Here is a 24,508-nt window from a genome sequence, read left to right on the forward strand (position 1 = left end):
GTCTTGCCGCGCCTTCCTCATTTGCGTTAGAGGGCCGCGAAACAGGTAAATTGACAATGATGCGCGTAGTTTTCGCCCTGCTCTGCCTGACTTTCGCAGTACTTGCACAGCAAAGCCAGGCCCAGACCCTTACGGTCACGACTGTGACCCGACCCCCGTTCTCATATGTCGAGGACGAGGCGCAAACCGGATTCTCGATGGATCTGCTTGAGGCACTGTCTGAGTCGCTGGGCTGGGATTACACCATCAATCGCGTAGACGCCTTCGCCGATATGCTGGACGCCGTGCAGAACGGAACAGCAGATCTTGCCATCGCGAATATCTCGATTACCGCCTCTCGCGAGGCTCGGATGGATTTCAGCCAGCCCATATTCGAGGCTGGGCTGCAGATCATGGTCCCCTCAGATGCGGCGCGCAGGCCATCGTTGCTGCAGGCGCTATTGTCAGCCGAATTGTTCATCGCGATCGGTCTGGCCTTTGCCATCCTTCTGGGCGGTGGCATGTTGATGTGGAGCTTTGAGCGGCGCGCACAACCCTATTTTGACCGCAAGCTGAACGAAGCGTGGTTCCCGTCGTTTTGGTGGGCGCTCAATTTGGTCGTGAATGGCGGATTTGAAGAACGTATGCCCCGCACCCCGTTTGGACGGTTTTTGGGTGTTGTACTTGTTGTGTCTTCGCTTTTCATTGTGTCGGTATTCACCGCCCGTATCACATCGGTCATGACCGTCGAGGCGATTGCCGGCAACGTGAATTCAGTCAACGACCTGTACGGCAAGCAGGTGGGCACAATATCCGGTTCGACTGCCGCCAGTTTCCTTGAAAGGCGCGAGGTACAATACAGCGGTTATGCCGGACTGGAACAAATGCTGACGGCATTCAGGAACGAAGAACTCGACGCCGTTGTGTTCGACGCACCTATCCTGTCCTACTTTGCCTCACACGAAGGGCGCAAAATTGCGACCATGACCGGTGGTGTATTCCTGCGTGAGAATTACGGGATCGCCTTCCCAACCGGGTCCCCACTGGTCGAAGATGTCAATCAGGCGCTGCTGTTCCTGCGAGAAGACGGCACCTATGACGAAATCTACCGCAAGTGGTTTGGAGTGCGAAACTAAACTGTTTCCTGATCCCCGAAAAACGGTGTCATTTGCGCTACGATAACCGCGTTTTCATCAAGCGCACGCTGCATCAGAGCCCGTTCATCAGGTTCGATGTCATGTCCCTGTGCCTCGCGTTCGGCCAAAGTGCCATAACCTGTCACATCAAGCGGCGCAGTGTCGGCTTGCTTTAGGATGGCAACGGTCTCACGCACGGCTTCTGCCTCGTCCACGCCACTGGCGTAGCACATAAGCGCCGCCCCGGTTGCGCCTTCGGGCAGGCCGTCGCCGTCTTTGCGACCAATCTGGACCAAAAGGGTATAGACTTGCTGGCGTGAGGGTTTCTTTTGCTTTTCCATAGACGCGGCCTTAGCGACATGCCCGAATGTGGTCAAGTTCAACCAAGTTAACCTTGGTAATGACTGATTGGAACCGACAGGAGCGCACGCAGCAATCGTATCCGGTGTTGAATGTGGAATTCTTGGCTGTGCGAGACGTTGCTTCCGTTCGTCAAGGACGAGGGAAAACAATTGAAACCGCAGACTTAGGCACATCTTCGATCACTACGCGCGCCCCGTGCATCTGCGCAATCCGCGCCACCAGGGACAAACCTAATCCAGAACCCTGAATGTTCTGTTTTCCTACGCCCCGATAAAATGGTTCCAAGACCTGCTGCTGTTCATTCGGGGAGATGCCTGGACCTTGGTCAGAAACTTTGAGCTGCACCCCATTTTCGTTGGTACGGACGGATACTTCTATCGGCGGAGCACCGTACTTTTGTGCATTCTCCAGCAGGTTTCGAATCAAATGGCACAGCATCCTGCGGTCTCCTGACACTTCTACGTGGCTTCCGGTAACTGTACCTCCCTCCACGCGACTGACCTCTTCGGAGACAAGCGTCAGTAGATCCAGAGGCTCAAAACAGATCTCCGCTGCCCCCGCGTCAAATCGGGCCATGGCTATCAGGTCGTCGATCAAGGCATTCAACTCGCCAATGTCCTGCCGAAGGCCAGCGCGCCTTTTCGGCGTGTCTTTTGTGTCTAACAGTTCAAGCCCTATCCGAATACGCGCAAGCGGCGTGCGCAACTCGTGAGAGGCGTTGGCAAGCAGCATGCGCTGGCGGTTCAGCAGATCTTCGATGGTCTCCGTCGAGGCGTTAAAACTGGCCGCCAGTTTGGCGATTTCGTCATTTCCCTCCACCGTGACGCGCCTGGACAGATCACCAGTGCCGATCGCTTCGACCTCATTCTGGAGGCGTTCCAGCCGGACAGTAATGCGCCGAACCAGCGGATACATGAGCGAAAATACAAGCAAGACCAGAAGTCCAAAAACCAAAGTGACCGCCAAGCTGTCACCGGCAAATCCAAGAAGGCTAAGATCCGCAATGACAATACGCCCGTCCGCCAGGCGGCTGATCCAATGGGTGCCATCGATCAACTCCTCCCATTGACCTTCCGTGACTGGTTGTAGCGAAAGCGGAACGGGTGGCCCGCTGGAGCCAATCAAATGGCCGTCTGGTCCGTAGACTGTCAGGTTAACGGAAAGACCTTCGGCAATTCGCTGGATCGCTGCCTGCTGCGTAGCGTCTGGCACCCCAGCCGCGGGCAACAGCAGCACGGATACATCAGAAGTCAGCTTGTCCACTGCCGCGTTGAAACGCGCGTCGAACACACGACTCCAAAAAACTGAGACCAACACAGCAAAAAGGACCAGCCCGGTGATCATCACCAGCGCCACCTGTATGAAAAGACGGCTTTTCATTTCAATCCTGAGACTTCGCAAACAGATAACCTGCCCCGCGAATGGTAATCAGCCTTTTGGGGTGCTTTGGATCGTCCTCTATGGCCGCGCGGATGCGTGAGACATGCACATCGATGGATCGATCGAAAGCATCAATATCCGTGCCCTGCAAATAATTCATGAGGTGATCCCGGCTCAGGACGCGTCCAGCGCGGGTCGCAAGAGCCGACAGCAACTGGAACTGATAGCTGGTCAGATCACATCGCTGCCCGTCGATCCGCGCCTCCATGGCATCGAGATCGATGCCCAGCCGCCCGAATGTCATAATCTGTGTCGGTTGATTGCGAGACCCACGACGGATGATCGATTTTAGCCGGGCAAGCAACTCGCGTGGTTCAAACGGTTTTGCCAGATAGTCATCGGCACCCAATTCAAGACCCAGGATGCGGTCCATCGGATCACCACGCGCTGTCAGCATGATGACCGGCAAGGCTGCCGAAGCGGGAATACTTCGGAACACGTCCATCCCATCTATATCCGGTAAGCTGAGGTCAAGGATCAGCGCATCGAACTGACCATCGCGAAGAGCTTCAAGCCCTTCGACCCCACTTCCGATCACGGACACAGAGTAGCCGAATCCCTGCAAGTACTCGCCGACCATTTCGGCAAGCCGGGCGTCATCATCGATCAGCAGAATGCGTTCCGCCATCGTAGCGGGCTCCTTTCCTCTTTGTTTTGGCGCGAACTGGCACATCTGAAAAGGCTGCTGCTGTCGACCTTTACATAACTTTACGTTGCAGAAAGGCGGCAGAAAAACAGCAAGGCCATATGACGGTCGATGTAAATCGGAGAACCGAAATGGCCCAGCGTGCCAAACTGAAAACCTCTGCGCGGATATCACGCTCGAACGCGCAAATGACCTGCACACTGAATGACGCGCAGGTCTTCAAAACTCTTGAAACGTTGCAAGACGTCGATCCTGACGTGGATCTGGTATTCCTCGACGGCTGGAAAGGCCTCTACAACGGTGTGCTGGACGTGCTGCTTCCCAAGCTCAAGCGCGGCGCGATTGTTATCGGCGACAATATCAACCTCTCGGAAGGCAAAGAGTATTTTGCCCGCGTTTCTGCGTCGAATTCAGGCTTCATCACCACGGCGCTGAACCGGAACACAACAATCTCTGTCTTTGTCGACCAACAAGGAGAGCCTTCATGAAACGTATCCTGATTTTCACAGGCATCATCTGTATGGCTGCGGCTGTACTCCTCGGTGGTGTTGTCGGAGGCTTTTTCCTCAATCCCCGCCTGATCACGAGCGTAGCCTTCGGAGTGAATACAGCCCCGGTCGAGCTGCCCCTGCGCGACAGTTTCAAGGACCGTGCTCCGGATGCCAAGACCTCGGCCATTGTCTCGGCTGCGGACGCCTTTCTTGGCTCGCTCGACACGACCCAACGGGATGCTGCCACATACGCATTCTCCGACAATGAACAACGCTCAAAATGGTCGAACTTCCCCGAAGGTATGATTCCACGAGGCGGGCTGCGCATTGGTACACTGTCCGAGCAGCAATATGCTCTTATGGATGCTCTGATCGCAGAATTCATGAGCGAAGACGGTGTTCGCAATATTGACTATCAGCTCGCCGCAGAGCGTACGTTTCCAACGGACGACCCCTTCGGCGAATACGGTGTCGATAAATTCTACGTCGCGTTTCTTGGCGAGCCCTCTGAGACGCAACCATGGATGTTCCAGTTCGGCGGCCATCATCTGGGAATCAACGTTACGGTTTATGGGGCTGACGTGACCTTCTCGCCCATGCTGACCGGAGGCCAACCACTATACATCGATTATGAAGGCAAGAGGGTGTTCATCATTCAGGATGAAGTGGACGCGGCTCAGGCCGTGCTGGAGAGCCTGACCGACCTGCAAAAAGCCGATGCCGTGCGTGGAGACGCGGCTATCAATTTGCTGCTCGGTCCCGGCGAGTATGGCACCGTTGTTGCACCAGAAGGTGTGAAAGGCAGTGACCTTTCCCCAGAGCAAAAAAACCTTCTCATCTCGCTGATCCAAACGCGCCTCGGTTTCATCAATGACAACGACAACGCGGCCAAGATACAGACCGTCATGGCCGAATTGGACGACACATATTTCGGTTGGTGGGGGCCACAGGACGCGCCCGGGTTCGCCTACTATCGGATCACCGCGCCTTCGACGGTGATCGAATATGCTCCGCAGGACGCACTGGCTGAATCACCAGAGCAGGAGCACGCGCACAGCATGTACCGGAACCCGTCTAACGATTATGGCGCAGCCTGGATCGGAGCAAAATGATGCGTTTTCTAGTAGCACTGCTCCTTTTGGCGGGCCCACTTTCGGCACACCCGCACAGCAAAGTCGAACAGCAAGCCATGCTCTCCATCGGTCTCGATCAAGCTGTCCTCAACATACGTATCGTGCCCTCGTATGATGAAGGCTCTGTAATTTTCGCCCATATTGATCTGGACGGCGACGGAAAAGTCTCGGCCACCGAAGCCACACAGCTCGGAGAGGAGGTGCTTGCCGCAACAGAGCTTATCATCGACGAAACCACAGCCACATTCGACAACCGGTTGGTTACGGTCCCCGATTTTCAGTTCGTTGCTGCAGGCGAAGGAGTTATTGAGGTACAGGCTAATACCCGGTTTCGGAAACTCGACAACGCCAAGCACGTGATCGGCCTCTCGGTCAGGTATGAGGGTCTGTCACACAATTGGTTCATCCAGCCTTTCTTCTTTGTCAATTTGTCCGAAGCTTTCCCCAAGCAAAGCATAGAAAGGTCAGAGAACGGATCGACGATGACGATCAAATTGTCGGATAAATGATGTCAACTGGAAGAGAGGTAAGACACCGGTTTCGCAGCAGAAATACCCTATAGGCACAGATGCCGCCAAGGCGGCACAACACCGCGCGCCTTCTGACGGTCAAGCGAGCTTTCCGCTTTGGCGCGGAGTTTACTGAGGATGCTTTCAGCCCACTGGCGGCGTGATGCGTCGGTATAATTATCGAAACGCAATATCTGACGGATCGCATCATCATCCATCCCCATCAGGACCATATTGTAAACTGAAGTTCGCACCGAGGGGCTGTGTTTAACCGTGCCAAGGTGTCTTTCGCGTTGTGCCATATCGTTCAGATAGGACACCCCCTGATGCCCCATCAGGCACAACCCGTGGAACACAGTTTGAAATCCGTCTTCGGGATCTCCGTCCGCTATACGCGCGTCAAGAAAATCAAACAGGATCGCGGCCTGGTCCGGCCCAATGATACCGCGCGACGCCATCAGGCCACCGGCCATTTCGCGTCCCAAAGGGGTGGCGACCAATTGGTCGAGACGATCGGTGCGCGCAGCGATGTCTTCGGCGGGCTGATCTTCAGCCAGGCGTAGAATCTCAGCATATCGTTGTTTGGATTTTCCAGGCATCGGCCCTTCGCCTGCCGCGATCAACCGGTCCAGAATTGCATCGACCACGGGCATGAGCACTTCGGGTGGTGCATCGTCCAATACATGATACGCCGTCCTCTGCGGGTCCCCCGGCGCTGACATCAGTGCCACAAACAAGGGCACATCCGATGTGTTGACGCCACCTCCGGTCAGCTTGCGCAGATAGCTGTTGGCAATCTTGATTCCTTTGGCGATTTCTATCGTGTCGCCTGATCCCAGGGCAGTCAGGGCGGCATCATAACGCGCAGTGGCCAATCGCTTGCGCATCTCAGCTTCTCGCTTTCGCAGTGCATCCCGCTGATCCCGGCTCAGTTCAGCGTAGGCCTCGAAACTTGGTAAAACAATGTCACCGGGCAGAACAGATTGATAGAGGGCCACGCGCGACAGGTCGGGAACGGGGCTGGCCAATGAAACCATTTCTTTGGGTGGAGCCAGCGAAAGGCCCAAATCAAGCCCATTGCCATCCTCCGAAAAGAACACCATCGGCACGGACAGTTTACTACGAAATCCCGTTGTTGTCCGGTATGATAACCTCAGATTGTCTCCGTTGCGCAGGAACAGCTCGGTACGTTTGTCATCCCGGACCTGGCCCGGAGCATCACCAGGCAGATCATAGCCCTGGATCACCACGTCAATCTGTTCTGCCATAGGCACTTCTGCAAAGCAGTAACCGTCCAGTTCAGCCTCGGCAATCGCGATACGCAAGGCCGATGAGGCCTGATTTAGCGGCCACGGGCACAAACCGATCCCTGCCGGAACGAGCCCCCAGGTGGCAGAACCGGCAGGAGGTGTAGCGGGGTCGCCCTCTTTGATCCGCTCAAAACGGCCAAGCACCACCTGAATATCCGGTGATGACATCAGCAACTCGGCACAGGTTTGACCGCATCGGTCGGCGTTGGAATACAGCCCAACAACCAACCCCTGAGCCTTTGCCCCGGACAAAGGCACATCCTCGGCGACCACAAGTGGAAGAGCTTTGTCGACTTGTTGGTTGTGATAGATCGGAACTAGATACATCACCCCAGCGACCAGCGCCGCGCTTAGCCCAAAGAGAACCAACCCGTGCGCCCGCCGGAACCCCGGCAAATGACGCAACACTGTTCGGATGAGCAGGTAAATCCCCAGAATCCCGGTGGGAATCGGCACATACATCAGGGCCACTGCCAAAGGTATGCCAACCATGCTGAGCATGAGCACGATCAAAAGACCCTGCCCCGCTTCGGACAATACAATTGCAGACAGAACAACGCCGACGCCGAACAACGCCCACAACCATTTCATACAGACCACTCCGACAGCTTTTTGGGTAAATCTGGATGGCAATCTGGGCCACAGTGCGGCGAAGTTTCTATAAATCTCGTTTCGCAGCCATTATTGATCAGCGCGGTCGGCTAACCGCTGGTATGGCTCGAGTCCACGAACCGACCAGATTCAAGCCTGCGATCCGTTTTCGCCTTTGTCCTTCTGGTTGTCTGAGTTAACCGAGCGGAACAGAGCGGCCAACAACGGGCCTGCCAGTCCTCCCATCAGCGCGCCCAGAGGATCGCGGATGATCTGGCGAACGCCGTCGGCGATATCCGTTAATTCATCAAAGGCCTCTTCCAGATCGGCTTCTATGTCGGCAATCGCTATATCCCGTACCTCTACCAGAGGCTCCAGTTCCGACTCGGCGGTCATACGCATCGCGACCATGACCAGAATTACCGCTATGACGAAATCGCCAGCGGCAAGGATAAGCCCCGCATTTGCATTCCCGACATGCTCGGCAATTACAAAGAATACGGCGACGTTAAGCATGATGATCCCGATCCCCGCAAGCAGCCCCGCAGCTGCAAGCATACCCGTCTGCATCCTGAGTACCGCAAAGCGTCTTCGGCTGATTGTCTTTTCAGCCCGAAACGCAATGTTGGCGTTGCGACCAATTCGGCGCGTGCTACGGCTGATTTCTTTGCGCAAAGAATAGCTCATGATGACCCTTTCACTTCGATGTACGTCCAAGGAGGAAACCGGCGGCGAATGCACCGACAATCGTCAGGCGTGGGTAATGTTGTTGAAACCTCTCCAGTTCTTCCGAAATCTCAGGCCAGAGTGTTTCGAGATCGCCCAGCTGCGACATTCGTTCATCGCCGTTTGGAGGGTCATCATCGGGTGGCTCACCGGTCTCTGCGCCGGGCGAAGACTTGGTTTTCCGGGTCTCAGCCAGTTTCGCCCTTAGGTCTTCAAGCTCTTCTAGAAGCTCAGCTTTTGTCGCCATATTTTGTCCGTCCGAAATTGGATAAAGGTGAATATCTGTCCTTTCGTAGCACATTTCCCGGAAACGGTCCTGATACGATTGATAGCCTCTCAGCCCCGAGGTCTTTTGGTCCGAATGTATGAAACACCACGATGCGCTAAGCAGAACATCGACCAAGGAATGGTCTCATTGGCGCATATTGGCGTTTGCAGATTTACCAAATTCCACACGACGTAAATTATCTCAGGAGATCTCGCCAAGGGGCGGCGTGAACAGTTTTATAACGGTCGTCCTCTACTGCGTTATCCGTCAAGTCCGGTAGAAAACGCCAACTGGACAAACAAGTGGAAAGGGCCGAACAGCTTGCAACGAATATACGACGCCGATCAGCTTCCTTTTGCGTTGAAAAGCACTGAGTTGGACTTTCTGACACTCTTGGAAGACGGATACAGACCACCAATTGCATTCAAGAGTTGGGCGCATCTTGAAAACTGGCGCTCGACGCAGCCGGAGCTCGTGTCAGTCAAAGTTGGCCGAAGATTTGAGAACAGCACCAGATATCTAACCGGAAAAGTCCGAATCCCATCTAACAATGGCAGCTTGTTCTACTCTCAGCTTTGGGTTCGTGCATCTTATTCACTTTACCGGAAAGCTATGTTGGACGTCATCAAGGAGTCAGAGGATTTTGATCACCCGCTACCCACGCACAATGTGGATCATATGGTTTCCAAATCCTGGCTGGAAAAATATTGGGGAAAAGATGCTGTGGTCAACGTGGTCTTTTCGGAGAAACGTATAAACCAAAGGGTTGGCTCACTTATTGAAACCAGACTACCGAGCCCTTCCTTCGGCACAACATCTGTGTCACTGAATGCCATAAGTCTCGCGAAACTGTTTTATGACAACGATCAAGATTCCAGCGACATCAACGAAATCCTGCAGGAAGCATTCTCCAGATTTCTGGTCTCTCCGGAAATAGATCAAATGTTGAATGACATTGGTCGCGAGTTGCTGCCCGGGTTTTGCAGGCAGCAAAAATGACCGCGACGACATCTGACGATTTGCTGTAGTTCTGAAATTGAGAAGGCCGCTGCGGTTATCGCAGCGGCCTATCTTAGATTACTTGGCTTGTACTTTGATCAGTCCCGCAGCAATTCGTTGATACCGGTCTTGGAACGGGTCTTTTCATCAACGCGCTTCACGATAACCGCGCAATACAGGCTGACGTTGTTCTTGGACGGCATCGAGCCCGCAACAACCACCGAATAGGGCGGTACTTCACCATACATGACCTCACCGGTTTCACGATCGACGATCTTGGTGGACTTGCCGATGAAGACGCCCATGCCCAGAACCGAGCCCTCGCGGACGATGCAGCCTTCGACCACCTCTGACCGGGCACCGATAAAGCAATTGTCTTCGATGATGGTCGGACCAGCCTGCATCGGTTCAAGAACACCGCCGATACCGACGCCGCCGGACAGGTGTACATTTTTGCCGATCTGGGCGCACGAACCAACGGTGGCCCACGTGTCGACCATGGTGCCTTCGTCGACATAGGCACCTAGGTTTACGAAAGACGGCATCAGAACGACGCCGGGGGCTACGTAGGCCGATTTGCGGACCACACAGTTCGGAACCGCGCGGAAGCCTGCGGCGCGCCACTGGTTTTCACCCCATCCGGCGAACTTGCTGTCCACCTTGTCCCACCAGCCGCCGTCTTGCGGACCACCGGTCTGGATTTCCATGTCCTTGATGCGGAAGCCCAGCAGAACCGCCTTCTTGGCCCACTGGTTTACATGCCAGTCTCCGCTTTCCAGCTTTTCCGCCACGCGCAGCGAGCCGCTGTCCAGTACGTTCAGCGTATCTTCGATGGCTTCGCGCTGCTCACCGGTGGTTGCGGGCGTGATGGTATCCCGTGCCTCCCAGGCGGCTTCGATTGCTGTTTCCAGTTGCGCGTTGGACATGGGGCTACTCCCTGCAGAATCTGTTCACGTTGGTTTGGCCTATATGAGAGCCGGAACCAAGGCACAATGCGACGCAGATTGACCGCTTTGCGGCTGATCCTGAGAGCAAAAGGGGAAAATCAGCTTGCGCGACGGATATGGCGAACCAAAATCGCGGTCGCGGTGGCCGCATCGCGACGCTTCATTGCCTGCACGATGGCTGCATGATCCGCATCTGCACGCTGTGCCCATCGTTGGCGCCAGTGTGCAAACAGATGCCGGGCGCTGGCGATATGCAGATCATCAATCGTGTGCAAAAGACGCGGCCTGGCACAGGGTGTCAAAATGGCCCGGTGAAAAATCCGGTTCCTGGTCTCCCACGTCGGCATATCCTGCGCTTCGTCACACGCGACGCGGGCGTCGTCCGCCAGCTTAAGCGCTGACGGCGTCAAATTCTGGATCGAATGCTGCAGTGCCAGGGTTTCAAGCGCGACACGCATCTCGATGACTTCGCGAACCTCTGCAGGATCCAAGGCCGTGACCCGCATCCCGCGCCGCGGTTCGCTGCGGGCCAGTCCTCGCGCCTCAAGCCGCAACAGGGCCTCGCGCACCGGGACATGGCTGGTCTCGAAAGCACGTGCAATATGGTCTTGCCGCAGCTTTTCTCCTGCTGGCAGGTCGCCGGTCACTATGCGTTGGCTCAGAGTATCAAAGATGGAATCGGCGATGGTCGCAGTCATGGGATTATAGATAAAATCCCACGACGCGACCCTCAAGGCGATAATTCAGGCACTTAACGGATCCGGGGCAATGTTGCCGCCACAGATCAGTACGGCGACCCGTTCGCCCGGTTCCGGCTGGTAAGCGCCGGATGTCAGCGCAGCCAGAGCGGTCGCTCCGGCAGGTTCGACAAGTATGCGATGCGCCTGCCACAACTTATCCTGCGCCTCAGCAATGGCCTCGTCCGATACCAGTACAGATGTCATCCCCTGCGCCAGTTCAAAACAAATCTGACCAATCCGCCGAGCGCCCAAAGCGTTCGCCGCGATCCCCGAAACCGAGACATCAATGGGCTCACCGGCTTGCAATGCCGAATTCAGGGCACAGGAGGTTTCCGGTTCAACGGCCACAATCTTGCGTGCGCCCTGAAACCAAGCCAAAGCCCCCGCAATCAACCCGCCGCCACCGACAGCGACCAGCACTGTGTCCGCCTGAAGGCCTTGTGCCTCCCACTCGGCAAAACAGGTGCCCTGCCCTGCCACAGTCGCAAGTGCATCATAGGCATGAATCTGCATCGCCCCGCTTGTCTCTTCATGCGCGCGCGCCATGGTCAGGGCGTTGGCATATTCACCGGAAACAACGCTCAGGTCTGCACCGATCCTTTCGATCAACCCGATCTTTGAAGGCCCCGCCAGTTCGGGCACAAAAATCTTCGCAGGATGGCCAAGCGCCCGCGCGGCATAAGCTGCGGCAGCTCCATGGTTGCCGCCGGATGCGGCCACAACACCTGCTGCAGGCACATCAAGGCTCAACAATGTGTTGAACGCTCCGCGCGCCTTAAAGCTGCCGGTGTGCTGCATGTGCTCCAGCTTCATTTCAATCGGGTAATCCAGACCCAATGAATGACTTTGCATAACCGGCGTGATCTGCGCATGACCATTGATGCGATCAGCCGCCGCCAAAATTTCCGCTTTCCAATCCATTCTCGTCTTTCCGTGACTGGCACTCTGCCCGCGAACCCTATAGCTGTTTTAAAAACACGCAAGCAGGGATCCCCAGCAATGAGAGAAGACCGCCTCAGCCCCTTCCGCGACGCTCAGACCGACCGCTCGACCGCAAGCGAAGTACCGGACACGCCGCAAACCCGCTCGTCTGCCTATCGCCTTGCCTTTGCTGATGATGATTTTCTGTGCCGGGACGAGTTGCGCCCGGTACGCCTGCAGCTGGAATTGCTGAAACCCGAAATGATCATGAGCGAGCGCGAAATCACCTCGACTATCGTCATGTTTGGTGGTGCCCGCATTCCCGAGCCTTCTCAAAAGCACACCGCTCGCACTGAAACGCTGGCAGGCCTTTCCACGTATTATGACGAAGCGCGCGAATTCGCCCGGCTGATGACCGAAAAATCCAATGAAAGCGGATGCCGTGAGAACGTGATTGTCACCGGCGGTGGCCCTGGCGTTATGGAGGCAGGCAACCGTGGTGCACAGGATGCCGGTGGCTGTTCGATCGGGTTGAATATCGTTCTGCCGCATGAACAGGCGCCGAATGAATATGTCACCCCGGAACTAAGCTTCAACTTCCACTATTTCGCGATCCGCAAGATGCATTTCCTGATGCGCGCGCGCGCCATCACCATTTTCCCCGGTGGTTTCGGCACCATGGATGAGCTTTTTGAATCCCTGACCCTGATCCAGACCGGTCGCATGGAGCGCGTACCGTTCCTGCTGTTCGGGCGCGAATTCTGGGAAAAGGTAATCAACTGGGAAGCACTGGCAGACGCTGGCACGATCTCGGACGAAGATCTCGACCTGTTCCGTTTTGTTGATACTGCACAAGAGGCCGTCGACATTATCGAAAACTGGGAACCAGCCCCGCCACGCGATGTCATTCCGGGACGTTAAGCCATGAAGACACCCAAAACCGGCGAGATGCTCCACCTGCGCGGCAATGCACTGGACAAAGGTGAACCTGTTGCCCTGCCGCTAACGCAAAGCAGCATGTTTCACCTGCCCGGAGCGCCAGATGGACATGCGACTTACGGGCGGGTTGATAACCCGACATGGGTGCATCTGGAACACGTACTGTCCCATCTGGAAGACGCACCCTGCCTGACTTTCCCGTCCGGAATGGGTGCGATTTCGGCGGCGCTGCTTGCCACCGTCACAGCCGGTTCGCGCATTCTGATCCCCTCAGACGGTTATTATGTAACCCGCTTGCTGGCGGATAGGTTTTTGTCACGGTTGGGTGTTTCGATCGAGGAACGCGCAACCACCGAATTCAGCACCGACGGTTTCGAAGGGTTTGATGTGGTCTTTGTAGAAAGTCCCTCAAACCCAGGTCTCGATATGATTGATCTTGCAACAGTTGCGGCTGAGGTTCGCGCTGCCAGCGGGATCACCATCGCCGATAACACGACCATGACCCCGCTCGGCCAGCGCCCACTGGATCTGGGTATCGATGTCGTGGTCGCCTCGGACACCAAAGCCATGGGCGGGCATTCCGATCTGTTAATGGGGCACGTGGCCAGTCGAAACACCCAGATCATGGAACGGGTCGAGGAATGGCGACGCGTTTCCGGTGCGATCCCGGGCCCGCACGAGGCTTGGTTGTTGCACCGCGGACTGGAAACGCTGGATGTACGGTTCGATCGCATGTGTTCTTCGGCTCAGGTGCTGGCTGAACGGCTTGCCGCACATGCCGAAGTAAAACAAATCCGCTACCCGGGACTGCAGGATGATCCCTCACACGCGCTTGCGAAATCGCAAACCTCACGCTTTGGATTTCTGCTGAGCCTGACACTCGAAAACGAAGCAAAGGCCGAGCAGTTCATCAATTCCTGTACACTGCTTCGCCCCGCCACATCCTTTGGCGGTGTCCACAGCTCAGCGGAACGTCGCGCGCGTTGGGGCGATGAAGTTGACCCCGCCTTCGTCCGTTTGTCGGTTGGCTGCGAACCGGTTGAGGAACTGTGGCAGGCCATGAAGACCAGCCTTGATGCCCTGGCCTAGTTACTTTTTCGGCTCACGCAGTTCTTTGAAAACGTAGATCGGCAGCACCACGCTGGCGATCAACGCCCCAAGCCAGACTAGCAAGGTGGCGGCCAGCAGATTCGAGATGCCACCAACCGTCAGACCGGCGGTAATCCAATCCGTCACCAGCAGACCCACGAACGTCACGATCAGGGCAATACCACCTTTGATCGCTGGTGCTTTCTTCTCTCCCAGCTTCAGGATCAGTGGCTCTGCAATGACCTGAACAACGGTAAAGACAAGCACTACCACGATGAACGACAGGGGCCGGATCGAAAAACCGGACAGCAACAGCATCGCCAGCAACAGGCCAACAGCATTCCCGGCCAACAGGGCCAGAGCGGACTTAATTCTGCGCGACATCCTTGGATCTCCGTCAGTTATCATCTCGAAACATGCAGATGTTAGCAGGATTGCGAAATTTTACGAGGTAATTCAATCGCCTCTTCATTTTGACCTGTTGAAATCGCATGATAGAACACATTCATCTAGATCAGACCTGCCCCCGACCCGCGAGAGTGAGATGAGCGACGATCCATATTCGGTGCTTGGTGTATCCAAAAACGCCAGCGACGCCGAAATCAAGAAAGCCTATCGGCGCATTGCAAAAGAGTGCCATCCGGACCTCAAACCCGGTGACGCCGAGGCCGAAGCAAAATTCAAAGCGGCAGCGGCCGCCTATGATTTGCTCAAGGATCCTGAAACCCGCGCCCGCTACGACAATGGCGAGATCGACGCCTCAGGTCAGGAGCGCCCGCAGCAACACTACTATCGTGAATACTCCGAGGCGGCGGGCAACCCATATCGCTCGGGCGCGACTTATGGCGATCCGGACGACATGTCCGACATATTTGCCGAGTTTATGCGTAACCGAGGCCAAGGCGGTTTCGGCCAGCAGCGCACGCACGAATTTCATGCCCCGGGCCACAATCTCAATTATTCCCTCCAGATCAGTTTTCTGGACGCGGTTTTCGGCGCCAGCCAAAAGCTGACATTGCCAGATGGTGATCGGATCGAGGTGAAAATCCCTGCCGGGATCACCGATGGCCAGACCATTCGCCTGCGCGGCAAGGGCGCACCGGGATATGGTGAAGGGCCACCCGGTGATGCGTTGGTCACAATCTCGGTCGCCGAACATCCGGTTTTTGAACGCAAAGGCGACGACATTCACATTTCCCTGCCTATCACGATTGATGAGGCTGTTCTGGGTGGCAAAGTTCCTGCGCCCACAATTGACGGTGGCGTGAATGTCAGTGTTCCTGCCGGTACCAGCAGCGGCAAGACCCTTCGCCTGCGCGGCAAGGGTGTCAAAAAACGGGGATCGTCCGATCGTGGGGATCAACTGATTGAGCTCACAATCACGATGCCGGACAAAATCGACGATGAATTGAAGCAATTCATGGAGACATGGCGCGAAACCCACAGCTATGATCCGCGCAAAGGAATGCCGTCATGACCCGCTACCTGACAGAAGACGAGCTTATCACGACGATTACCCGCCTGACCTCGGATCGGTTGTCTGAATATCTTGCTGCCGAGATCGTGATCCCACAGCAGTCCGAACAAGGCTTGGTCTATCAGACATTGGACGTTGCCCGACTGGAACTGGCCTGCGAGTTGCACGAACAATACGACATGGAGGCGGATGCCCTGTCGATGATGATCTCTCTGATTGATCAGATGCACTGCCTGCGGGCAGAACTGCGAGAGGTGTTGAACGCGGTCGAGGCGCAGCCTGAACCAGTTCGTGAAACGCTGATCAAGGTGATCGGAACAGCGCGGTTCAGTCGCAGCTAAGCTGTCGATGCATGGCGGGTTTGCTCTTCTGGACTCGATGAAACTGCCTTAGAAGGCCCCATCGATCCAGAGCCCGGTGCGCCCATGACCCAATCCAGATCCGAATTGCTGATGCCTGCGGGCAATCTGCGAAAATTGAAACTCGCCATTCTTTATGGGGCGGATGCGGTTTATCTCGGCACACCTGACATGTCGCTGCGCACGAAATCCGAGTTCTCGCTGGAAGAGGTGATCGAAGGGGTCGAGTTCTGTCATCAGCACGGTCGTCGCGCCTATCTGACGCTGAACCTGTTTTCGCACAACAAGGACATCCCGAAGCTGGATGAGTACATTGACACCGTGCGCAAGGTGAAACCCGACGGGCTGATCATCGCCGACCCCGGCGTGTTCCAATATGTGCGTGAGCGCGCGCCAGAACTGCCACTGCATATCTCGACCCAAGCCAACATCTGTTCCTGGCTGTCGGTGAAGTTCTGGCAGGATCAGGGGGCCGAGCTTGTGGTTCTGGCACGCGAAGTGTCCTACCCCGAACTGGTCGAAATTCGAGAGAAATGCCCTGACATCAAATTAGAGGCATTCGTCCACGGTGCCATGTGCATGACCTATTCGGGCCGTTGCCTGCTGTCGAATTTCATGGCCGAGCGCGGCGCGAACCAAGGCAACTGTGCCAATTCCTGCCGCTGGAACTATGGCCTGAAGTTACGCCTCAAGGACGGCACGCATCAGGAACTCCGCATCACCGAAGAAAACGCCGACCTGTTCGAGTTCCTGCTGGAAGAAGGCTGCCGCCCGGGTGATCTGATGCCCATCGAAGAGGATGATCGTGGCTCGTACATCCTAAACTCGCGCGATCTGTGCATCATGCCCAAACTGGATGAGTATCTGAAGATCGGCGTCGACAGCCTAAAGGTCGAAGGGCGCGGAAAATCGGAATACTACGCCGCCATCGTTGCACGTGCCTATCGTATGGCCATTGATGACTATAATGCGGACCCCGATAACTGGGATCCAAAACCCTATATGCGCGAGCTCGAAACCGTCGGGAACCGCGGCTACACGCTGGCTTTTCATGAGGGCCGTCTGACTAACTATGCGCACGATTACGAACACACGGCATCCATCGCGCAGTGGGAGTATGCCGGGATCGTCACTGAGGTCACCGAGGATGCATTTCTGGTCGAGGTAAAGAACAAGCTGGAACCGGGTGACGTTCTGGATTTCGTCTCGCCGATCTCGCGCGAAACGGTTCTGCTGCGGGTCTACGATTTCGAACGCGCCTCCGACGGTGCACGTCTGGATGTTGTGCATGGCAGCACGAAAACCGTAATCCGCATGCCTTTCACCCTTTTCGATCATGAAAATATCGATGACTTGCGCGCCCGGTTCCCGATCTATTCCGTTCTGCGCAAAGAACGTGCCCTGACCGATGAACATTGGAGCCGAATACGGTTCGACAAACTGGTGCAGGGGCTGGAAACATCAGGTCGCGACAATGCAACAGCCTATGCCCGCCGCCGCGACGAACTGGTTGAAAAAATCGGTGAGGACGGTAACGAGCGCCGGTTCAAGACCAACCGGATCGGCACCGAGGGATGCTGCGGTAAAGGCTGTAATGGCTGCCTGATCTTCTGGCAGGACGAAAAATACGCTCTGGCCCGCGAAGTGTTGTCCAAGCGTAAACAAGGTGAGCAACTCAGCCGCAGCGAGGCGACAGCGTTGAAGCTCCCGGACAATGTAAACTGAGGCGGTCAGTTACCGACGCGATACTCTTCGGGCACAAAAAACGTGTAATCACGGTCGGCAACGGCCTCATGGCATTCGTGACAATAGGAAACAGCGGCGGAGCGGTCTCCCATCGTGTCGCCAAACAGTGACCCGTCCGGCATCACCATGATATAGCGCCAGTCGGCGGTTGCAGGGCTGGCCCCTTTGTGCAGCTTCTCCATCACGAACAGCGCGCCTGGGTGGACGTTGCCCTCATCGGTCACGGTCATGCTGTCTTTTGCAAGAACCGATCCCATCGGCAGCTCTTCACCTTCCTGCAGCGTACCGTAATTGTGGGCCATGCGATTGGCATAGCTGTTCACATACCGCTGCCCATGAGTGGCCGAGATATATGGGGCATCATTGAACAACGGCCAGTTCTGGTAGTTGAGAAGGATGTCCAGCTGTGCAGCGGCATAGCCGCGCTCCATCCGCTTGGTCAGCGATCGATAATACGCCTCTGCGTCCTCTTTGCTTAAATCTGCGGGGTTTTCGATGGCAAGATGTGCATCCTCATCATTCGCCATTGCGGCACCGGTCATTAAGACCGCGAAACAAAGCAACATCGCCGCGTTTCTTATTACTTTCTTACTGATTACAATCATTTTTGGCCTACCTGTATGAACAGTTCGCCTTAATGCCGCCTGCCAGCTCTTGTACAAATGATAGCGGCCCTAAAATAACTTGCCATGACCACCCCAGTCACCTCACCACCTTGTGCGCAAAGGTGAAAGCGATCCATCCTTGGTCAGAACGGGTTAAATATACCAGAATTTGAATGCAAAATCAGGCTCTGAAATATTAAGATTAGCCTCGCTACCGCTGGCTGAACGAGTGCCTTAGCTATTCAACCCGGCCTCGGCTTCAATCTGCTTGCGAGATTTCCGGGCGCGTTCAGTGGCCGATTTCAACTGACCGCAGGCTGCCATGATATCTTCGCCTCGGGTTTTGCGAATGGGTGAGGCATATCCTGCCTGATAGATGATGTTAGCGAAGGCCCGAATACGGTTGTTCGAGCTACGTTTATACGGTGCACCAGGCCATTCGTTGAACGGGATCAGGTTGATCTTGGCCGGGATGTTATGGCGCTTGATGTGATCGATAAGGCGATGTGCATCCTCGTCACTGTCATTCACACCATCCAGCATGACGTATTCAAAGGTGATCCGTTCCGAATTAGATGCGTTCGGATAGCTGGACAGAGCTGCCAACAGTTCTTCGATGTTCCAGCGCTTGTTGATCGGCACCAGCACATCGCGCGTTTCATCCGTGGTCGCGTGGAAAGAGATCGCAAGCAGACATCCGATTTCTTCGGCAGTGCGTGCGATTTCTGGCACCACGCCCGAAGTCGACAGGGTGATACGACGGCGTGACAGGGAAATCCCTTCGGGATCCATGGCAATCTTCATCGCATCGCGGACGTTGTCGAAGTTATAGAGCGGCTCGCCCATGCCCATCAGGACAATGTTCGACAACAGGCGCGTTTCGTCTTTGGGCGCGCCAGGGGTCGGCCATTCCTCAAGATCGTCGCGGGCCATCATCACCTGACCAACGATTTCAGCAGCCGTCAGATTGCGCACCAGCTTCTGGGTACCTGTGTGACAGAAGGAACAGGTCAGTGTGCAGCCTACCTGAGACGAGATACACAAAGTCCCGCGGTCTTCTTCGGGGATATACACCACTTCGACCTCATGGCCGCCTGCAATCCGGCAAAGATATTTGCGAGTGCCATCCTCGGACACCTGACGCGTCACAACCTCGGGAATTTCAATGACGAAATGCTCAGCCAACTGCGCACGATAGGCTTTGGCCAGATTGGTCATGTCGGCGAAGTCCCGCACGCCCCACTGATAGATCCACTGCCAGATCTGACCCGTACGCATCTTGGCCTGCTTTTCCGGCGTGCCATGTTCGATAAGGGTCTCACGCAATTGATCACGCGTCAGCCCGACGAGGTTGATCTTTCCCTCCGGCAATTTGCGGGGGATTGTCATGACATCTTGAGTGATCGGCGCGTTGGCAGACATGGCGAGACCTGAAGGATTCTGGCTTGGGATGCGCCTCTATATAGGAATGTACGCCAAGATCAAAAGAAATCGTGCAAATCAATTTGCAAAGCGCAGCAACTCATCCACACGCGCCCGGCCCAGGTCGACACGACACGAGGTTATGGCAATCCCGGTACCAGAGCCGCCTCCGTACGATGCACCCACCGCATCACATTGCGCATCCCGAAAGGCCACCCACGCACTTTGCGATGCCTCCAGCGCGGGCACAGCCTCGACCCGCCCAGTCACATCATCCAACTCTTTTGCTGCTTCGACAGCGAAGGAGTAGCTGGTTTCGATCGCTACATTCACTCGATCTTCCATCTTAGCGACACAGGACCCGATCTCGACCTGAGAACTGGCATCGGAACACTCCAATGCCGGATCTGCCATCACGGTGAATGGAATGAAGAAAAACGCCAGTAACCAACGCATGAACCCACCTCCGGAACGCAAAAGAACAAACACCGCCAACTTAACACGGTAACAAAGGCAGGCCCAAATAGTTTGGTCGCGGTGGCTTAACCCAACCGCGACCAGGTTATCAGTTGACTGCAGGGGGAATGTAACAGTCTGCGGCATCCAGCTTTTTAACCGGGTCTTCCGGTCCACATTGTTCGCCAGACACCGGATAAGTGTCACTGGTGTTTTCGCACGCGCTCAGAACTGCGGCAGAGATCATCAGCAGCGCGACAAGAGATTTGTGTAGCATGAGTTTGGCTCCTAATTACACCTGAACTGATTAGTTCAAATGCAGCAGAGGAAAGCCTTGATACGGATCAAGTCGATGGCTGGACGTTGCGTAAACAGGATTGCTTTTCTTTTTGTCGCAGAAAACAAAAAACCCCGCCGGCAGGCGGGGTCACATCATGAACTGATAGCTGATTAATTTGTGCAGCGCTTTTCGGCATCTTCGATCGCTGCCGTAAAGCCCAGCAGCGAGAATGTATCTTTCGTTTGCGTGCCACGCTCGGATCGTGCAGTCAGAACCGCCTCGCTGCCCCGCTTCATTGCGGTCACGATCTTGGCGTCGTCGGCTGCCGTTGCAGGCCACGCCCATTCGCCTTCGGTGAACAACTCGAACTCATTGCCGTCAACCGCAAGGTTTACCGTCGAGCCTGAAGCAAACGGGTAACCTCCAGTAAAGGTGATCTGACCTTTGACCTCAGCATTCGGGCGATAAAAGACGAACAGCAGGATATCGCTGCGACGCACCGAAACAACTCGGCCACCGCGCGTGTTCACGGTTTCCTTCGGCGCAGATACGCTCCAGCATTCGGTGGGATCATCTTCGACAAAGACGCTCCAGTCGGTCTTTGCCGCAACCCGGTTGGTGCTTGTCGCCTGTTGAGCGATTGCAGAAGTGGCCATCCCTGCCACGCACAGGCCCGCGATCACGCGGACGAGCTTTGATCCCATTTGTCCAGCCTCCTAGCTCGACCCATACCTCATAGTCATCAAGGATGCCCGCGAACCCTGCCTGGTTCGTCTATGAACATTGCGCATCCCGATGATTGCCGACATACACACACTAACGCAGGTTTCGCCACAGGCGAAAGGGCGATTGGCAGAATTTTGCGCATAAAATCGGAGGTCCAGATGACGCAGCCCATACCAATGACAGAACTGTGGCGTGGACCTCTGCTCGAGAGCCTGCATCTTGGGCACGCAGTGATCTGTGATGACACTGGCCAGATCGTCCAAAGCTGGGGGGACCCTGAGGCCGTCATTTACCCCCGCTCTTCTGCAAAGATGATACAGGCTTTGCCACTGATCAGCTCAGGTGCCGCAGCCAAGTTCGGTTTGACTTCCGAACATCTGGCGCTTGCCTGTGCCTCTCATAGCGGCGCGCACATTCATACTGATCGGGTTACCGCGTGGCTGGATCACCTTGGTCTGTCTGAGCCTGATCTGCGCTGCGGCCCACAAGAACCGCAGGACATGGCCGCTCGCGACGGTTTGATTCTGGCGGATGACACGCCTTGCCAGATCCACAACAATTGCTCGGGCAAGCACTGCGGGTTTCTGACGGTCGCACAGCACATGGGGGCAGGACCGGAATATCTGGAAATCGATCATCCGGTTCAGCAGGCCTGCCTGTCCGCTATTGAAGAAACTACAGGTGAAACCAGCCCTTGCTACGGAATTGATGGCTGCTCTGCCCCAAACTTTGCGACATCGCTTGTTGGGCTGGCACGTTCCATGGCCTGGTTCGCCTCAGCTGCTGATCGCTCGGATCGGGCCAGTGACGCGGCCCAACAACTGACCGCAGCCATGATGAAGCATCCAGAGCTGGTCGCGGGTGAAACCCGCGCATGCACCGAACTGATGCGGGCCATGGACGGTCGGGTTGCAATTAAGACCGGAGCCGAGGCCGTCTTTGTTGCCATCATCCCCGAAAAACGAATGGGCATAGCACTCAAGGTCACCGACGGGACCACGCGCGCCAGCGAATGCGCCATTGCCGCCCTATTGGTAAGCCTCGGCGTGCTGGAGGCCGATCACCCGGCCACCCGCAAGTTCCTGAATGCTACGCAATACAGCCGTCGGGGACTGGAATGCGGTGTGATCCGACCGGCGCCGGGCTTTCCCGGTTAAGGGCGTCACATCTCGATCTCGTGGACCTCGGCAACTTCGACCGAGCCTGACCCGTTGACCACCATCGGGCAGCCCTTGGCCATTTCGGTTGCGGCGTCGATGCTGTCGGCTTTTATAACCGTAAAGCCCGAGGCCGGATTTGCGCCGCCATTATCGGCGACACCCGACGAACTGACTGTATAGGATTGCCCAACAGGATTGCCGGGTATCTCCAGTGCCTCTCCCATACCTTGGAACCATGCGCCCCATGCAGCCATGGTCGCTTCTACTTCGGCGGGATCTGTTGGTGTAGTTCCACCGTGATAAACAAACAGAAATTGTGGCATAGTCAGTCCTCCCAATGAAAAGCTTATGAAAGATGTCCCTGCAATTTGCGCAGTGACGAGGTCCAGCCCATCTCATGATTGGCAGCGGCTTCCTGGTCGGCGAGTTCACGATGGTCCAGGATCAGGCGCGCGCCGCCCGGGATCGCTTCGACCGAGAATGTCACGTGACTTTCAGCCCCCCGCTGGTCCTGATCGTCATGCCAGGCCCATGTAAAGCCAACGGATTTGGGTGGATCGATGTGAGTGACGTGACCGGATACTTTGTATCGCTGACCCTCATCATTCACCATGACCGAGTACCAAGGCCCTAGTCGCGAAAAGTCCAGATCGTGTTCGGGGACATGGAGCCCTTCCGGCCCCCACCACTGCAACAACTTTGCCCCGTCGCTGATCCATGAAAAGAGCGTCTCGGGGCTGGCGGAGAATTCCCGCTCCAGTCTCAGGTCGGCCATGAATTCTCCTTTTCCAGAATGTCACCCAGCCGGTCGAGGCTCGCCTCCCAGAACTGGCGTTTCGAAATGGTCCATTCGGCAATCGCGCGCAGGCCTTCTGGCTGTATCGAGTATATTCTTTGCGTACCCCGGACCTGTTGCTGAATCAGGCCAGCCTCACGCAATACCTTTAGGTGGCGCGAAATGGCAGCGCCGGACATGCCCTTGCCTTCGATCAGGTCGCCTGCGGGCAGTTCACCCTGCTCCATCAGTTGCTCGACAATCGAAAAGCGGGTCGAATCGGATAATGCCGAAAAAGCGGCCAGAAGAGTGTTCATGACCACTTATTAACACAAATGTTAAATTAAGGAAAGGCGCGAACCGATCAGATGCCAGCAAACTCGGTTCGGGCATAGCCTTGAAGATAAAGCAGTGCTGTCAGGTCACCGTGATTGATCCGCACATCGCATTGCTCGGCCACCGAAGGTTTCGCGTGCAAAGCCACGCCTGTGCCAGCACGGCCCAACATGCCCAGATCATTTGCCCCGTCACCCACGGCAATCACATCCGATTCAGAAATTCCCAGCCGTTCTGTGATCTGCTCCAACGCTTCGATCTTGGCCTGCCGGCCCAAAATTGGGCGCTGAACATCACCGTTCAGCCTGCCGTTTTCAGCCAGTAGGGTATTTGCCCGGTTTTCATCGAACCCCAGCAACTCTGCCACCCGAGCCGTGAACGCGGTAAAGCCACCCGAAACCAGCGCGGCATAGCCATCGGCCTTGCGCATTGTGGCGACCAGTTCCTTGCCACCGGGCATCAGGGTGATCCGTTCGTTCAACACTTTGTCGATAACGCTCTCGTCCAGGCCGCCAAGCAAGCCAACCCGCTCGATCAGCGCGCCTTCGAAATCCAGCTCGCCATTCATCGCGCGGGCAGTGATGTCTTTGACGCGGTCGCCAACACCAGCCTCATCGGCCAGTTCATCAATGCATTCCTGCTGAATCATGGTGCTGTCCATATCGGCCAGCAGCATCTTTTTGCGACGCCCCTCGGCCAATTGGACAACCAGATCCACGCTCATCTGCTGCAGATCCGCCCAGACATCCCATCTATTGCCCGGCATCTCGGCCAGTGAAAATTCCACTGCTTCGTCCGGGCTCAGCCAAACGATCTCGCCGCCACCCCATGCATTCCGCAATGACTCGACCAGCGACAACTCCAGCGTCGGCGCGTTGGGGTTAGTCAACAGGGTGGCAACGTACATGTTCGATCTCCGGCAAGCTCACCTGCGCATAT

30 protein-coding genes are annotated in these 24,508 nt (G+C 55.9%); 11 read left to right on the forward strand and 19 right to left on the reverse strand.

The window, feature by feature from the left end:
* The first annotated feature begins 56 nt into the window (after nt 1-56).
* On the forward strand, nt 57-1,115 hold the full coding sequence (locus tag E1297_RS33880) for a transporter substrate-binding domain-containing protein (RefSeq protein ID WP_155145918.1): 1,059 nt from the start codon (nt 57-59) through the stop codon (nt 1,113-1,115).
* Here the strand turns inward: E1297_RS33880 and E1297_RS33885 are convergent.
* From E1297_RS33885 to E1297_RS33895, 3 genes are all read right to left on the reverse strand, one after another.
* Nucleotides 1,112-1,456 (reverse strand): hypothetical protein, encoded by a 345-nt coding sequence (locus E1297_RS33885; protein WP_155145919.1) that lies wholly within the window; start codon nt 1,454-1,456, stop codon nt 1,112-1,114. The two genes, E1297_RS33880 and E1297_RS33885, sit on opposite strands and share 4 nt — an antisense overlap.
* A gap of 151 nt (nt 1,457-1,607) precedes the next feature.
* Nucleotides 1,608-2,822 carry a HAMP domain-containing sensor histidine kinase gene (locus E1297_RS33890; RefSeq protein WP_196223467.1) on the reverse strand — a complete coding sequence of 405 codons (1,215 nt, stop codon included), beginning with the start codon at nt 2,820-2,822 and terminating at the stop codon, nt 1,608-1,610.
* 37 nt (nt 2,823-2,859) lie between these two features.
* Nucleotides 2,860-3,546: a response regulator transcription factor gene (locus E1297_RS33895; protein ID WP_155145923.1), complete on the reverse strand. Its 687-nt coding sequence runs from the start codon at nt 3,544-3,546 to the stop codon at nt 2,860-2,862.
* Between the two features lie 149 nt (nt 3,547-3,695).
* Here E1297_RS33895 and E1297_RS33900 point away from each other — a divergent pair, with 149 nt between their 5' ends.
* From E1297_RS33900 to E1297_RS33910, 3 genes are read left to right on the forward strand one after another with little or no spacing between them, the layout of a single operon-like run.
* Nucleotides 3,696-4,052, forward strand: coding sequence for a hypothetical protein (locus tag E1297_RS33900; RefSeq protein ID WP_155145925.1), 357 nt, complete (start codon nt 3,696-3,698; stop codon nt 4,050-4,052).
* Complete coding sequence (locus E1297_RS33905) at nt 4,049-5,167, forward strand: DUF3500 domain-containing protein (RefSeq protein WP_155145927.1); 1,119 nt, start codon at nt 4,049-4,051, stop codon at nt 5,165-5,167. The genes E1297_RS33900 and E1297_RS33905 overlap by 4 nt, the downstream gene beginning before the upstream one ends.
* Complete coding sequence (locus tag E1297_RS33910) at nt 5,164-5,697, forward strand: DUF1007 family protein (RefSeq protein WP_155145929.1); 534 nt, start codon at nt 5,164-5,166, stop codon at nt 5,695-5,697. Before E1297_RS33905 ends, E1297_RS33910 begins: the two co-directional genes overlap by 4 nt.
* A gap of 47 nt (nt 5,698-5,744) precedes the next feature.
* Here E1297_RS33910 and E1297_RS33915 read toward each other — a convergent pair whose 3' ends face one another.
* The 3 genes from E1297_RS33915 to E1297_RS33925 all read right to left on the reverse strand — a co-directional run bounded on the left by E1297_RS33915 (nt 5,745) and on the right by E1297_RS33925 (nt 8,571).
* Nucleotides 5,745-7,598, reverse strand: coding sequence for a hypothetical protein (locus tag E1297_RS33915; RefSeq protein WP_155145930.1), 1,854 nt, complete (start codon nt 7,596-7,598; stop codon nt 5,745-5,747).
* A gap of 150 nt (nt 7,599-7,748) precedes the next feature.
* Nucleotides 7,749-8,285: a phage holin family protein gene (locus E1297_RS33920; RefSeq protein ID WP_155145932.1), complete on the reverse strand. Its 537-nt coding sequence runs from the start codon at nt 8,283-8,285 to the stop codon at nt 7,749-7,751.
* 10 nt (nt 8,286-8,295) lie between these two features.
* A complete protein-coding gene (locus E1297_RS33925; protein ID WP_155145934.1) occupies nt 8,296-8,571 on the reverse strand; it encodes a hypothetical protein in 276 nt (91 codons plus the stop codon).
* 636 nt (nt 8,572-9,207) lie between these two features.
* Between E1297_RS33925 and E1297_RS33930 the strand changes: the two genes are divergently transcribed.
* On the forward strand, nt 9,208-9,591 hold the full coding sequence (locus tag E1297_RS33930; RefSeq protein WP_196223468.1) for a hypothetical protein: 384 nt from the start codon (nt 9,208-9,210) through the stop codon (nt 9,589-9,591).
* Between the two features lie 98 nt (nt 9,592-9,689).
* Here the strand turns inward: E1297_RS33930 and dapD are convergent, their stop codons facing one another.
* The 3 genes from dapD to E1297_RS33945 form a co-directional block, all read right to left on the reverse strand.
* Nucleotides 9,690-10,517, reverse strand: coding sequence for a 2,3,4,5-tetrahydropyridine-2,6-dicarboxylate N-succinyltransferase (gene dapD / locus E1297_RS33935; RefSeq protein ID WP_155145938.1), 828 nt, complete (start codon nt 10,515-10,517; stop codon nt 9,690-9,692).
* 119 nt (nt 10,518-10,636) lie between these two features.
* Entirely contained in the window at nt 10,637-11,236 is a 600-nt protein-coding gene (locus E1297_RS33940) for a GntR family transcriptional regulator (RefSeq protein WP_155145940.1), read from the reverse strand.
* Nucleotides 11,237-11,281: 45 nt separating this feature from the next.
* A complete protein-coding gene (locus E1297_RS33945; protein WP_155145942.1) occupies nt 11,282-12,199 on the reverse strand; it encodes a threonine/serine dehydratase in 918 nt (305 codons plus the stop codon).
* Nucleotides 12,200-12,277: 78 nt separating this feature from the next.
* Here E1297_RS33945 and E1297_RS33950 point away from each other — a divergent pair, with 78 nt between their 5' ends.
* Both E1297_RS33950 and E1297_RS33955 read left to right on the forward strand, forming a co-directional pair.
* The gene (locus tag E1297_RS33950) at nt 12,278-13,120 is read left to right on the forward strand and encodes a TIGR00730 family Rossman fold protein (RefSeq protein WP_155145944.1); all 843 of its coding nucleotides are present in this window, start codon (nt 12,278-12,280) and stop codon (nt 13,118-13,120) included.
* 3 nt (nt 13,121-13,123) lie between these two features.
* Entirely contained in the window at nt 13,124-14,227 is a 1,104-nt protein-coding gene (locus tag E1297_RS33955) for a cystathionine gamma-lyase (protein ID WP_155145946.1), read from the forward strand.
* On the opposite strand, the gene E1297_RS33960 is transcribed toward E1297_RS33955, so the two are convergent.
* Nucleotides 14,228-14,611 carry a hypothetical protein gene (locus tag E1297_RS33960; protein ID WP_155145948.1) on the reverse strand — a complete coding sequence of 128 codons (384 nt, stop codon included), beginning with the start codon at nt 14,609-14,611 and terminating at the stop codon, nt 14,228-14,230.
* Between the two features lie 160 nt (nt 14,612-14,771).
* On the opposite strand from E1297_RS33960, the gene E1297_RS33965 reads away from it, so the two are divergent.
* The 3 genes from E1297_RS33965 to E1297_RS33975 all read left to right on the forward strand — a co-directional run bounded on the left by E1297_RS33965 (nt 14,772) and on the right by E1297_RS33975 (nt 17,788).
* A complete protein-coding gene (locus E1297_RS33965) occupies nt 14,772-15,704 on the forward strand; it encodes a DnaJ C-terminal domain-containing protein (RefSeq protein ID WP_155145950.1) in 933 nt (310 codons plus the stop codon).
* The gene (locus E1297_RS33970; RefSeq protein ID WP_155145952.1) at nt 15,701-16,045 is read left to right on the forward strand and encodes a hypothetical protein; all 345 of its coding nucleotides are present in this window, start codon (nt 15,701-15,703) and stop codon (nt 16,043-16,045) included. The genes E1297_RS33965 and E1297_RS33970 overlap by 4 nt, the downstream gene beginning before the upstream one ends.
* Nucleotides 16,046-16,129: 84 nt before the next feature.
* Nucleotides 16,130-17,788 carry a U32 family peptidase gene (locus tag E1297_RS33975; protein WP_155145954.1) on the forward strand — a complete coding sequence of 553 codons (1,659 nt, stop codon included), beginning with the start codon at nt 16,130-16,132 and terminating at the stop codon, nt 17,786-17,788.
* 5 nt (nt 17,789-17,793) lie between these two features.
* On the opposite strand, the gene E1297_RS33980 is transcribed toward E1297_RS33975, so the two are convergent.
* The 5 genes from E1297_RS33980 to E1297_RS33995 all read right to left on the reverse strand — a co-directional run bounded on the left by E1297_RS33980 (nt 17,794) and on the right by E1297_RS33995 (nt 21,276).
* Nucleotides 17,794-18,351, reverse strand: a complete 558-nt coding sequence (locus E1297_RS33980) for a cytochrome P460 family protein (RefSeq protein ID WP_209016170.1) — start codon at nt 18,349-18,351, stop codon at nt 17,794-17,796.
* 297 nt (nt 18,352-18,648) lie between these two features.
* Complete coding sequence (rlmN, locus tag E1297_RS33985; protein WP_155145964.1) at nt 18,649-19,836, reverse strand: 23S rRNA (adenine(2503)-C(2))-methyltransferase RlmN; 1,188 nt, start codon at nt 19,834-19,836, stop codon at nt 18,649-18,651.
* 78 nt (nt 19,837-19,914) lie between these two features.
* Nucleotides 19,915-20,292 (reverse strand): lysozyme inhibitor LprI family protein, encoded by a 378-nt coding sequence (locus E1297_RS33990; RefSeq protein WP_155145966.1) that lies wholly within the window; start codon nt 20,290-20,292, stop codon nt 19,915-19,917.
* A gap of 109 nt (nt 20,293-20,401) precedes the next feature.
* On the reverse strand, nt 20,402-20,569 hold the full coding sequence (locus E1297_RS49280) for a hypothetical protein (protein ID WP_196223469.1): 168 nt from the start codon (nt 20,567-20,569) through the stop codon (nt 20,402-20,404).
* Nucleotides 20,570-20,742: 173 nt separating this feature from the next.
* Entirely contained in the window at nt 20,743-21,276 is a 534-nt protein-coding gene (locus tag E1297_RS33995) for an invasion associated locus B family protein (RefSeq protein WP_155145968.1), read from the reverse strand.
* Between the two features lie 180 nt (nt 21,277-21,456).
* Between E1297_RS33995 and E1297_RS34000 the strand changes: the two genes are divergently transcribed.
* Nucleotides 21,457-22,455, forward strand: coding sequence for an asparaginase (locus tag E1297_RS34000; RefSeq protein ID WP_155145970.1), 999 nt, complete (start codon nt 21,457-21,459; stop codon nt 22,453-22,455).
* 5 nt (nt 22,456-22,460) lie between these two features.
* On the opposite strand, the gene E1297_RS34005 is transcribed toward E1297_RS34000, so the two are convergent.
* From E1297_RS34005 to serB, 4 genes are read right to left on the reverse strand one after another with little or no spacing between them, the layout of a single operon-like run.
* Nucleotides 22,461-22,781 (reverse strand): YciI family protein, encoded by a 321-nt coding sequence (locus E1297_RS34005; RefSeq protein WP_155145972.1) that lies wholly within the window; start codon nt 22,779-22,781, stop codon nt 22,461-22,463.
* 23 nt (nt 22,782-22,804) lie between these two features.
* On the reverse strand, nt 22,805-23,233 hold the full coding sequence (locus E1297_RS34010) for an SRPBCC domain-containing protein (protein ID WP_155145974.1): 429 nt from the start codon (nt 23,231-23,233) through the stop codon (nt 22,805-22,807).
* Nucleotides 23,221-23,550, reverse strand: a complete 330-nt coding sequence (locus E1297_RS34015; protein ID WP_155145976.1) for a helix-turn-helix transcriptional regulator — start codon at nt 23,548-23,550, stop codon at nt 23,221-23,223. The genes E1297_RS34010 and E1297_RS34015 overlap by 13 nt, the downstream gene beginning before the upstream one ends.
* Before the next feature lie 47 nt (nt 23,551-23,597).
* Nucleotides 23,598-24,476: a phosphoserine phosphatase SerB gene (gene serB / locus E1297_RS34020; RefSeq protein WP_155145978.1), complete on the reverse strand. Its 879-nt coding sequence runs from the start codon at nt 24,474-24,476 to the stop codon at nt 23,598-23,600.
* Nucleotides 24,477-24,508: the final 32 nt, after the last annotated feature.

The organism is Roseibium sp. RKSG952, from assembly GCF_009711355.1.

Excerpts from the sequence above, each read along its gene's own strand:
- E1297_RS34005 (WP_155145972.1), bottom strand. The coding sequence starts at position 22,781 with ATGCCACAATTTCTGTTTGTTTATCACGGTGGAACTACACCAACAGAT.
- E1297_RS33990 (WP_155145966.1), bottom strand. The coding sequence starts at position 20,292 with ATGCGTTGGTTACTGGCGTTTTTCTTCATTCCATTCACCGTGATGGCA.
- E1297_RS33890 (WP_196223467.1), bottom strand. The coding sequence starts at position 2,822 with ATGATCACCGGGCTGGTCCTTTTTGCTGTGTTGGTCTCAGTTTTTTGG.
- E1297_RS33950 (WP_155145944.1), top strand. The coding sequence starts at position 12,278 with ATGAGAGAAGACCGCCTCAGCCCCTTCCGCGACGCTCAGACCGACCGC.
- E1297_RS33910 (WP_155145929.1), top strand. The coding sequence starts at position 5,164 with ATGATGCGTTTTCTAGTAGCACTGCTCCTTTTGGCGGGCCCACTTTCG.
- serB (WP_155145978.1), bottom strand. The coding sequence starts at position 24,476 with ATGTACGTTGCCACCCTGTTGACTAACCCCAACGCGCCGACGCTGGAG.
- E1297_RS33895 (WP_155145923.1), bottom strand. The coding sequence starts at position 3,546 with ATGGCGGAACGCATTCTGCTGATCGATGATGACGCCCGGCTTGCCGAA.
- E1297_RS33940 (WP_155145940.1), bottom strand. The coding sequence starts at position 11,236 with ATGACTGCGACCATCGCCGATTCCATCTTTGATACTCTGAGCCAACGC.
- E1297_RS33965 (WP_155145950.1), top strand. The coding sequence starts at position 14,772 with ATGAGCGACGATCCATATTCGGTGCTTGGTGTATCCAAAAACGCCAGC.
- E1297_RS33920 (WP_155145932.1), bottom strand. The coding sequence starts at position 8,285 with ATGAGCTATTCTTTGCGCAAAGAAATCAGCCGTAGCACGCGCCGAATT.
- E1297_RS33915 (WP_155145930.1), bottom strand. The coding sequence starts at position 7,598 with ATGAAATGGTTGTGGGCGTTGTTCGGCGTCGGCGTTGTTCTGTCTGCA.
- E1297_RS33925 (WP_155145934.1), bottom strand. The coding sequence starts at position 8,571 with ATGGCGACAAAAGCTGAGCTTCTAGAAGAGCTTGAAGACCTAAGGGCG.
- E1297_RS33960 (WP_155145948.1), bottom strand. The coding sequence starts at position 14,611 with ATGTCGCGCAGAATTAAGTCCGCTCTGGCCCTGTTGGCCGGGAATGCT.
- E1297_RS33955 (WP_155145946.1), top strand. The coding sequence starts at position 13,124 with ATGAAGACACCCAAAACCGGCGAGATGCTCCACCTGCGCGGCAATGCA.
- E1297_RS33995 (WP_155145968.1), bottom strand. The coding sequence starts at position 21,276 with ATGGGATCAAAGCTCGTCCGCGTGATCGCGGGCCTGTGCGTGGCAGGG.
- E1297_RS34015 (WP_155145976.1), bottom strand. The coding sequence starts at position 23,550 with ATGAACACTCTTCTGGCCGCTTTTTCGGCATTATCCGATTCGACCCGC.
- E1297_RS33905 (WP_155145927.1), top strand. The coding sequence starts at position 4,049 with ATGAAACGTATCCTGATTTTCACAGGCATCATCTGTATGGCTGCGGCT.
- E1297_RS33945 (WP_155145942.1), bottom strand. The coding sequence starts at position 12,199 with ATGGATTGGAAAGCGGAAATTTTGGCGGCGGCTGATCGCATCAATGGT.
- dapD (WP_155145938.1), bottom strand. The coding sequence starts at position 10,517 with ATGTCCAACGCGCAACTGGAAACAGCAATCGAAGCCGCCTGGGAGGCA.
- E1297_RS33975 (WP_155145954.1), top strand. The coding sequence starts at position 16,130 with ATGACCCAATCCAGATCCGAATTGCTGATGCCTGCGGGCAATCTGCGA.
- E1297_RS49280 (WP_196223469.1), bottom strand. The coding sequence starts at position 20,569 with ATGCTACACAAATCTCTTGTCGCGCTGCTGATGATCTCTGCCGCAGTT.
- E1297_RS34000 (WP_155145970.1), top strand. The coding sequence starts at position 21,457 with ATGACGCAGCCCATACCAATGACAGAACTGTGGCGTGGACCTCTGCTC.
- E1297_RS33880 (WP_155145918.1), top strand. The coding sequence starts at position 57 with ATGATGCGCGTAGTTTTCGCCCTGCTCTGCCTGACTTTCGCAGTACTT.
- rlmN (WP_155145964.1), bottom strand. The coding sequence starts at position 19,836 with ATGTCTGCCAACGCGCCGATCACTCAAGATGTCATGACAATCCCCCGC.
- E1297_RS34010 (WP_155145974.1), bottom strand. The coding sequence starts at position 23,233 with ATGGCCGACCTGAGACTGGAGCGGGAATTCTCCGCCAGCCCCGAGACG.
- E1297_RS33980 (WP_209016170.1), bottom strand. The coding sequence starts at position 18,351 with ATGACCGGTGCCGCAATGGCGAATGATGAGGATGCACATCTTGCCATC.
- E1297_RS33900 (WP_155145925.1), top strand. The coding sequence starts at position 3,696 with ATGGCCCAGCGTGCCAAACTGAAAACCTCTGCGCGGATATCACGCTCG.
- E1297_RS33970 (WP_155145952.1), top strand. The coding sequence starts at position 15,701 with ATGACCCGCTACCTGACAGAAGACGAGCTTATCACGACGATTACCCGC.
- E1297_RS33885 (WP_155145919.1), bottom strand. The coding sequence starts at position 1,456 with ATGGAAAAGCAAAAGAAACCCTCACGCCAGCAAGTCTATACCCTTTTG.